The organism is Chloroflexus sp. MS-G, assembly GCF_000735195.1.
In the GTDB taxonomy this organism is placed as follows: domain Bacteria; phylum Chloroflexota; class Chloroflexia; order Chloroflexales; family Chloroflexaceae; genus Chloroflexus.
Genome location: NZ_JPIM01000145.1, coordinates 1 through 9,424, shown reverse-complemented (window position 1 = coordinate 9,424; position 9,424 = coordinate 1). Strand labels below are relative to the sequence as shown.

Genomic DNA, 9,424 nt, shown 5'->3' with positions numbered 1-9,424 from the left:
TTTCACTCCCGACAGTCCGTTTAGGGGGAGGAGGCAGCTCTCTTCCCGACTGCCCCCGTTGGGGTGCGCCCCCTCCTAACCTCCAACGGGGGAGGTTCCCCCACCGATGGACAGGCGCAGCGGCGTTTCGCCCGTCTATAGGAGCCATTGACCGGAAGGTATCTTCAATACAAGAATACAAGGTGTTGCCAATGAGACTGCTTCAAGAGCGACAACCGTTGCGCGTCGTGAACGTGTACACAACGTTGGTCGGTGTCTCAAACAAGACTGCGCAATCGGCGACTTTGTCAAACTCTTTGCGCTCGTAGCCTCTGACGACGGTTGTGGCAAATTATGGTATACTTCACTCCACAAACGGGAAAAGTTCCATCTTGATACCTTATATGCAGGCGTAAACGTTGACTTTCGTAACGCAATGTTTTGCGTGATACGCATTGTTGCCCGATATTGCCAGGTATCACGAACTGATAGTTAGCCTCGCTTGACAACATCCATTGCGTCCATCGTAAGGAAGCAGGGAGTGCTGCAATGGAAGCAGCTACAATTCTCGTTGTTGATGACGAGCAACCGATTGTCGATCTAGTTAGTAGCTACCTGACCAAGGAGGGTTTTGTCGTCCATCGTGCATATGATGGCCCGACAGCCTTAGCATTGGCACGCAGTGTTAAACCCGATCTGGTTATTCTTGATGTCATGCTGCCTGGCCTTGATGGCATTGAGGTCTGCCGACAGTTACACCGCGATACGTCGGTGTTTGTGTTGATGCTGACTGCCCGTGCTGATGAGATCGATAAGTTAATCGGTTTATCGGTAGGCGCCGACGATTATCTGACGAAACCGTTTAGTCCTCGTGAATTAGTTGCACGAGTGAAGGCTATTCTTCGGCGTAATCGTGTTGTGCGGGCTACTGAAATCAACCAGCGCCCAGTATTGCAGTTCGAGGGGTTGTTAATCGATCCTGAACGACGCGAAGTGGAACGTAACGGGGTGCGGGTTGATCTAACCCCCCGCGAGTTTGATTTACTCTACGCACTTGCCAGCTATCCAGGACGTGTCTTTACCCGTGAAGAGCTGCTCCAACGGGTCTGGGGTCCTGATTTTGCCGGCATTGACCGCGTGGTTGACGTTCATATTGGCACATTACGCCGCAAATTAGACGATGATCAGCATGGCACACCGCTCGTGCAGACAGTGCGTGGCGTTGGATATAAATTTGTCGGCGGTACACGATGATGAAATGGCTGCATCAGCTCCGATGGAAATTATTTGTCTCTCATTTTATCATTGTGCTGATGGCGTATGTTGTCTTACTAGCAGCAGCAAATGTTCTGACAAGCTTGGGTTGGACGAGTTTTGCCCCTTTGACGCTAGGAGCAGCAGCAGCAGAGACCGGTCAGATACATAGCGGTGTAACAAACGAAGCCGTCGCCTTACAAGAGCAATTCCAGTCGGTTGTTCAGCAGTCATTACTGATCAGTGGCTTTGCCGCGCTGACTGCTGCTGTTCTCGTGAGCCTCTTTGTTTCACGCCGAATTGTAGAACCGATTCAGACCCTCTCGAATGTGAGCCGACGATTAGCTCAGGGTCTTTACCGCGAGCGTATCTATCTTCAGGCTGATGATGAAATTGCCCAGTTGGCGCAGAGTGTGAATCAGTTGGCCGAGGCCCTTGATCAGACCGAGCGTCGGCGGTTAGCATTGTTGGCCGATGTAACCCATGAATTGCGTACACCGCTGGCAACAATCGGTGGCTACATGGAAGGCCTGGTTGATGGCGTCGTCTCAGCGAATCCGGCCACTTTTAACCTCATTTTGCGTGAAACCCGTCGTCTTCAACGCTTGATCGAAGATTTAGAACTGCTGTCGCGTGTGGAAGCCGGTCAGTTGCCGGTTGTGGCTCGTGCAATCGATTTACGTTCGGTACTGGAAGCCCAAATCGCGCAGTTTGAGCCACTCTTCAGCAGTAATCAGGTAACGTTATCACTCGATGCTCCTGAACAATTACCGCAGGTCTGGGCCGATCCGGATCGCGTCGCACAGGTGCTGATAAATATTCTCGCCAACGCCTATCGATATACGCCAGCCGGCGGACAGGTGACGGTACAGGTCAGTACTGATGATCAGGAGGTGCGTGTAGCAGTGATCGATAGTGGCATTGGGATTGCAGCCGAACATCTCCCTCATCTGTTTGAACGTTTCTATCGGGTTGATAAATCGCGTGCCCGGAATAGTGGCGGAAGTGGCATCGGTCTGGCGATAGCCCGCCATCTGATCTATGCGCAGGGAGGTGAAATCTGGGCCGAAAGTGATGGGATCGGGAAAGGTGCTCGATTCATCTTCACGTTACCACTTGCACCACAAATGGCGACAATCCGGCTTGAGCCGATTGCGTCGGTTGATACGGTTGAGGCCTCATGAGCACGAGTCTCTGGATCGGTTTATTTCAATTATTTCTCGTTGTCGGTGGTGCGCTGGCTGTGTCGTTGTTTATCATTGACCGCCTCTTTCCGCCGATGCGTCATATCCATGGGCCACTTGATCCTGACTCCCTCCAACCGTTATCAAGGCGAACCACTACTATTCCCCCACCGCCATTACGCTGGCCGCTCGCACCGACCTGGTTACCTCACTACTGGCAGGAGAATGTACGCCTCGTCGGGCCATTGCTGGTTATCTGGTTGCTCAGCGTTGTCTTGCCGGTCATTTTGGCCGTGCCGCTCAACCAGATCAGCATTTTAACCGGCTTTCCTCTTGGTTATTTCTTGAATGCGCAAGGGACACTGATCTGTTTCGTCACTCTGATCATTGTCTATAACTGGCGTATGTGGCTGCTTGATCGTCGTTATGGCCTGGAATTTCCTGAATCACCGGAGGAGCGGCAGCTACGGTGGCGTTACTCGTGGCGTTACCTTGGGTTTGTCATCGGACTTCTCCTATTACTGGCATTATTCATCGGGTTGGAAACCTGGTTTAACATTCCTTCATTCCTGATTGACTGGAGTTTCCTGGCACTGGCGATTGGTCTGTACGCTGTTATTGGCATTCGTTCGCGTGCCGACACCCTCGATGCCTACTACGTTGCCGACCGTAAAGTCCCAGCTATCCTTAATGGTCTGGCTACTGGCTCAGACTGGATGAGCGCAGCTTCGTTTATCAGTATGGCTGGTGCGCTCTATCTGTTAGGCTTTGAAGGGCTGGCCTACATTACCGGTTGGACAGGTGGTTACGTCTTGTTAGTGCTCCTACTTGCGCCATATTTGCGCAAATTCGGTCAGTATACGCTAGTGGATTTTGTCGGTGCCCGTTATCCGGGGGCGGGGGCACGGGTAATTGCCGCTATTCTGAGCATTATTATTTCTTTTACATATGTAACAGCCCAAGTGACCGGGATCGGTATCATTATGAGCCGCTTTCTCGGTCTGAACTATATGGTTGGCGTCATCGTTGGTTTGGCAGCGGTACTCCTCTGCTCGTTCCTCGGCGGAATGAAGGCTATTACCTGGACGCAAGGGGTGCAGGGGATCATTCTGGTCTTTGCTTACCTGGTACCGGTCACATGGCTGGCATTGAAATTGACCGGTGTCCCCTTTCCCCAGCTTATGTATGGTGAGGCGCTCTCCAACATCGAGCAGCTCGAACAATCGCAGGGCTTGACCAGCTATGTCGAACCGTTTAACAACTGGTCTATCTGGAATTATCTGGCACTTTCCCTGTGTTTGATGTTGGGCACCGCCGGAATGCCACACATTCTGGTGCGCTTCTATACCGTACCTACGGTACAAGATAGTCGTAAAAGTGTTGCCTGGGCACTGGTGTGGATCTGTGTGCTCTATTTAACGGCCCCGGCTTATGCCGCTTTTGCGCGCTGGGAGATTCTAAACTCAGTGGTTGGGCAGCCAATTCTCGAACTGCCTGAATGGACGAAGCGTTGGGCAGATACCGGCTTGTTGATGATTGCCGATGATCCGGATCAAGGCGGTAATGGCGATGGTATTTTGCAATATCGTGAATTGCAGATCGATCAAGACCTGATCGTGTTATCAACGCCAGAAATTGCCGAGTTGCCGACAACCGTTGTCGCATTGGTGGCCGCCGGGGGCATGGCAGCCGCGCTCAGCACTGCCGATGGCCTCTTGATGGTGATCGCTTCGGCAGCAGCCCATGACATCTATCATCGTACACTGAATCCACGGGCCAGTTCACGCGAGCGTTTGTTGCTGGGACGGTTGTCGATTCTGGTTGTGGCTATTCTAGCGGCGTTGACTGCTCTGCAACGACTGGCGATTATCGTTCAGCTTGTGGCATGGGCTTTTTCTTTTGCAGCAGCTACGATTTTTCCGGTATTGGTGCTGGGTATTTTTTGGAAGCGTACCAATAGCCGGGGTGCTGTTGCCGGAATGATCTGTGGTTTCCTGGTAACTGCTGGCTACATGGCAATTACGTATTTTGCACCTGAGTGGACGGTTCTAGGTATTTCAAGCTCTGCTGCCGGTATTTTTGGCTTACCGGTCAATTTTCTGGTAACCTGGCTGGTTAGTCGGTATGGGCCACCTCCCGATCCAGAGGTGATGGCGCTAGTGGACTATGTGCGCTACCCGTGAGGTTGGTATCCCTTTCCCCGACCGAATAGCTCGAAAACACCAACGAATATCACGTACTTGCTGACAATGACACCCGACTCACGCTATTTCTTAGGGTACGTGCCGCCAGCCCACATTATGCAGACATCGTGTCATCCACAGCCTTCAAGTGATGTTGATGGGGCACCTGGGAGACCTGGAAGCGCAGGCCTCCAGCCCGCGTTGTGCGATGTGCGCCTGGAAACCATCGGTTGGCACATCAGCACACCATTCCATTATCTCCTCACTCCCCTGCAAGCGGTGTTCCAGGGCATGGAACTCGTCTCTATGATGCCGTGATATGCACGATCGGCGAGCCAGAGGGGGCTAACCATCGTTCCGTCCATGCCTTGCGGGATGCGGGCTGGAGGCCTGCATATAAGGTCGCACGGTATGGATTCCGAGCTTGTCGTGCGGGTGTAAACGGCGTTCATCGGTGAACCCGACAAAAACGGTGAACTCTGAAAACCCCGTTCGTAGTCCGATTATGTTGCGTCTTTCAAAAAGATCGATCATAATTGGAAGCATGTAATTCCACGCTGCTACTATCACGGATCTGAGTCCGTTCAATCTTTCTCAATAAGGGGCATTATTTGCGAGACGTGATCACGCCTTTGCACTGTCATGACCCGATTGTTTATCGCCCTCTAATACCAGACGGAGGCCAAAAATGACTACCACACCAAAGTTGTTGTGGGAACCACCAGCAGAGTTGCAAGCTAACTGTACGATGCGCACCTTTATGCGCTGGTTAGCGCAACGCTACGGCTTACATTTCGAAGATTATCACACACTGTACCGCTGGTCGGTTGATGAGATCGAAACATTTTGGGCGGCATTGTGGGAATATTATCAGATCAAAGCCTACACCCCGTATACGTCAGTTCTATCGAGTCGTGAGATGCCGGGTGCGCGCTGGTTTACCGGTGCTCACCTGAACTATGCTGAACATGCTTTTCGCCACGCAACGCCTGATCGACCGGCGGTGATAGTTGCCTCTGAACGGCAATCACCGACGCCCCTGAGCTGGGATGACTTACGGGCGCAAACGGCTGCTCTTGCCCAGACTCTGCGTGACGCGGGTGTAAAGCCGGGTGATCGCGTGGTCGCCTACGTACCGAATACGCCTCACGCATTGATCGGTTGTCTGGCTACAGCCAGTCTCGGCGCAATCTGGTCGAGTTGCTCTCCTGACTTCGGGAGTCCAAGTGTGATTGACCGCTTTAGCCAGATCGCTCCCAAGGTGTTGATCGCCGTTGATGGCTATCAATATGGCGGTAAGGCATTTGATCGGCGAGCTGAAGTTGCAGCGATTCAGGCTGCCTTACCAGACCTGGAACTGACAATCTTTGTTCCATATCTCGATCCGGCGGCGGATACAAGTGGCCTCCGCGGGCGAGTCATCTTGTGGGAAGAGGCAATGCGACAAGCTGCCGAGTTGCACTTTACACCCGTTGAGTTCAATTCGCCACTTTGGGTGCTCTACTCCTCGGGGACGACCGGTTTACCAAAACCCATTGTTCATAGTCAGGGTGGTATCCTGCTCGAACATATTAAATCGCTCGACCTCCACTTCGATATGCGACCGGGTGATACCTTTTTCTGGTACACCACAACCGGTTGGATGATGTGGAACTTTCTGATCGGCGGTCTCCTGGTTGGTGCCATCCCCATCCTCTACGATGGCAGCCCGGCGTATCCTGATATGGGTGTATTGTGGCGTCTGGCCGAGCAGACGCAGATGCGCTATTTCGGTACCAGTGCCGGATACATCACTGCTTTAATGAAGAGTGGCATTGAACCGGCTGCGCAGTTTGATTTGCATACCATTAAGTCAATCGGTTCAACTGGATCACCACTGCCACCGGAAGGGTTCGAGTGGGTTTACGATCACGTGAAGCGTGATGTCTGGCTAGTTTCGTACAGTGGTGGCACCGACGTGTGTAGTGGCTTTGTCGGTGGCTGTCCGCTTTTGCCGGTTTACAGTGGTGAGATACAGTGTCGCATTCTTGGCTGTCGGGCTGAAGCCTACGATACTGATGGACACAGTGTTACCGGTGTGATGGGCGAGTTAGTGATTACAGCCCCCATGCCATCAATGCCGATCTACTTCTGGAACGATCCGGATTATGCCCGCTACAAAGCCAGCTATTTTGAGCAATACCCAGGTGTCTGGCGTCACGGCGATTGGATCGTGATCAATGAGCGTGGCGGGATCATCATCTATGGGCGTTCGGACAGCACTATCAATCGCCAGGGAGTGCGGATGGGTACGAGTGAGATTTACCGTGCTGTGGAAAATATTCCAGAAGTGCTCGATAGCCTGGTGATCGATCTTGAGGGGCTGGGTGGTCGTTCGTATATGCCGCTCTTTGTGGTCTTGCGCGAGGGGGTAACACTCGATGATAATCTTCGGCAGCGGATTAAGCAGGTCATTCGTAATACCCTCTCACCACGCCACGTTCCTGATGACATCTTCCAGATTCCAGCAGTGCCATTGACACTGAGCGGTAAGAAACTTGAGGTGCCGGTGAAGAAGATTTTGATGGGGGTACCGGTTGAAAGAGCGGCTAATCCCGACTCGTTACGAAACCCTGAGTCACTCCAGTTCTTTGTCGATCTGGCCCAGAAACTGGCAGCTAGCAGCCCGAATGCTCCGTAATTGCTCACAGGATACTCCGGCGCGCACAGGTCGATTAGGGACTTGCGCGCGTCGGTGCGGTAACAACCGTTATGGCCGCGCCTCTCACTTTCCGCCAGGTGCGCGCAGCGTCGCGGGCAGGTTAGGAAGCTGCCCTTCCCGGTGCAGTGCGATGCGCGGTGCATGCACCTTTCGTTCACACCCGACATTAGTTTATGCGTAGAGTTGCTCAATCGCTGATAGTGGACAGGTACAGCACTGCTGCGCCCAGACTATCGGTAAACGACTCGCTCACAATAGGTGAGACCATCGGTGGTGATGACGGAAGGGAGCATCCCCCAGCGGAGTAAGGTCAGTAGTAAGTCTGCTCCTTCTCACTCCTCACTTTTAAATTCCGGATCAGCGTCATGGAGTATGGTATAGTACAGGAAATGGGTAACAGCCTACATTGAGTGCTGCTCGCCAGGAAGGAGTACCGCTCATGAGTGATGATCCTCGCGAAACGCTATTGCGTCGCGTTAAAGCAGATAATGTCGCTTTTGTGAATTTGCAGTTCACCGATGTCCTGGGGATCGGGAAGACGGTAACGATACCGGTTGAGGAGTTGCCGGATGCTCTCGATCACGGCGTTTGGTTTGATGGCTCTTCGATAGAGGGTTTTGCCCGACTGGTCGAGAGCGATATGTACCTCGTGCCCGACATCTCGACCTACGCAATAATTCCGTGGGATCAAGAGCATGGCTTGATTACTGCCCGCCTGATCTGCTCGGTCTATACCCCTGATGGCAAACCGTTTGCCGGTGATCCGCGCAACGTGCTTCGTCGCATGCTCGATCAGGCTGCTGCTATCGGCTACCGGTTTATGGTTGCTCCTGAACTGGAGTTCTTTCTCTTCAAGACTGATCAGAATGGTCAGATTCTTGAACCGCACGACAAAGCCGGTTATTTCGACGTATCAACCGATCTGGCAACTCATATCCGTCGTCAGATGGCCCGTACTTTACAGGCCATGGGAATTACGGTTGAGGCGGTACATCACGAAGTAGCTCCCGGACAGCACGAGATCGATTTACGCTACGCTGATGCGCTCAGTTCAGCCGATCATCTGATAACAGCGCGGGTAGCGCTGAAGGCAGTTGCCCAACGTAACGGTCTCCATGCCACATTTATGCCTAAGCCACTGGCTGGCGTGAATGGAAGCGGCATGCATGTGCATCAGAGCCTCGTGGATCGCGAAACCGGCAAGAACCTCTTTGCCGATCCAGAAGACCCTTATGGTCTTTCGCCACTGGCCCGACACTTTATCGCCGGTTTGCTGGCGCACGCACGTGGGATGTGCGTGTTGCTGGCGCCGCTGGTCAATTCATACAAACGACTGATTCCTGGTTTTGAAGCGCCAGTACATATCTCGTGGGGTCGTACTAATCGTTCTGCTCTGGTGCGCGTACCGCGTATTACAGCGGGTAGGCACCAGTCAACCCGCATTGAGCTGCGTTGCCCCGATCCGGCCTGTAATCCCTATCTGGCCTACACGGCAATGCTTGCAGCCGGACTAGACGGGATACGACGCAAATTACCACTGCGCGATGCGGCAGAAGAAGATTTGTTCCATGTCGATCCACGTGCTCGTGGTCTGGCGATGCTCCCTACCTCGCTCGGTTCGGCTCTCGATGCACTCCGCGAAGATGAGGTAATCCTCGAAGCGATTGGGCCATCGGTTGCCGAACGCTTCCTCGATGCCAAGCAGCAAGAATGGGAGAGCTACCGGGCTTACGTATCGCAGTGGGAGATTGATCGGTATCTGGCAATTTTCTAAGGTGGTGCAAGGGGCAGGTAAGAGCGTATCTGAAAATGCTCCGATGGCCCGTGCGCAGGGGCAGAACGATCCTCGCTGCATCAACACGATCAGGGTTGGGTTCACGACCCAACCCTATTGCTTGTCGTGCCTATCCGAATAACCACGGTGTCATGGAGGCAACCCATCGATAGATGGACGGGCGCAGCGCCGCTGTGCCCCTACCTGCTGCAACAGGATAGGTTGGATCGGCGCTACGTGACCATCGTCGTGTATCCCCCTGTAGGGGAGAGGCGGTGCCTCGCCCCTCCTCATGAATCTCGTGCATCGCAAGGTGAGGGGAACCAACCTCCCCCCCTTCCTCGCCCGC

General features: G+C 53.3%; 5 protein-coding genes. All 5 read left to right on the top strand.

The window, feature by feature from the left end:
* Window positions 1-528 precede the first annotated feature (528 nt).
* The 5 genes from JE47_RS0118180 (at window position 529) to glnA (ending at window position 9,075) form a co-directional block, all read left to right on the top strand.
* On the top strand, window positions 529-1,233 hold the full coding sequence (locus JE47_RS0118180) for a response regulator transcription factor (RefSeq protein WP_031461118.1): 705 nt from the start codon (window positions 529-531) through the stop codon (window positions 1,231-1,233).
* The gene (locus JE47_RS0118175) at window positions 1,230-2,417 is read left to right on the top strand and encodes a sensor histidine kinase (RefSeq protein ID WP_031461117.1); all 1,188 of its coding nucleotides are present in this window, start codon (window positions 1,230-1,232) and stop codon (window positions 2,415-2,417) included. The genes JE47_RS0118180 and JE47_RS0118175 overlap by 4 nt, the downstream gene beginning before the upstream one ends.
* Window positions 2,414-4,600 (top strand): VC_2705 family sodium/solute symporter, encoded by a 2,187-nt coding sequence (locus JE47_RS0118170; protein ID WP_031461116.1) that lies wholly within the window; start codon window positions 2,414-2,416, stop codon window positions 4,598-4,600. Before JE47_RS0118175 ends, JE47_RS0118170 begins: the two co-directional genes overlap by 4 nt.
* A gap of 688 nt (window positions 4,601-5,288) precedes the next feature.
* The gene (locus JE47_RS0118165; protein WP_031461115.1) at window positions 5,289-7,280 is read left to right on the top strand and encodes an acetoacetate--CoA ligase; all 1,992 of its coding nucleotides are present in this window, start codon (window positions 5,289-5,291) and stop codon (window positions 7,278-7,280) included.
* Between the two features lie 460 nt (window positions 7,281-7,740).
* The gene (glnA, locus tag JE47_RS0118160) at window positions 7,741-9,075 is read left to right on the top strand and encodes a type I glutamate--ammonia ligase (protein WP_031461114.1); all 1,335 of its coding nucleotides are present in this window, start codon (window positions 7,741-7,743) and stop codon (window positions 9,073-9,075) included.
* Window positions 9,076-9,424 lie beyond the last annotated feature (349 nt).

Excerpts from the sequence above, each read along its gene's own strand:
- JE47_RS0118180 (WP_031461118.1), top strand. The coding sequence starts at position 529 with ATGGAAGCAGCTACAATTCTCGTTGTTGATGACGAGCAACCGATTGTC.
- JE47_RS0118175 (WP_031461117.1), top strand. The coding sequence starts at position 1,230 with ATGATGAAATGGCTGCATCAGCTCCGATGGAAATTATTTGTCTCTCAT.
- JE47_RS0118170 (WP_031461116.1), top strand. The coding sequence starts at position 2,414 with ATGAGCACGAGTCTCTGGATCGGTTTATTTCAATTATTTCTCGTTGTC.
- JE47_RS0118165 (WP_031461115.1), top strand. The coding sequence starts at position 5,289 with ATGACTACCACACCAAAGTTGTTGTGGGAACCACCAGCAGAGTTGCAA.
- glnA (WP_031461114.1), top strand. The coding sequence starts at position 7,741 with ATGAGTGATGATCCTCGCGAAACGCTATTGCGTCGCGTTAAAGCAGAT.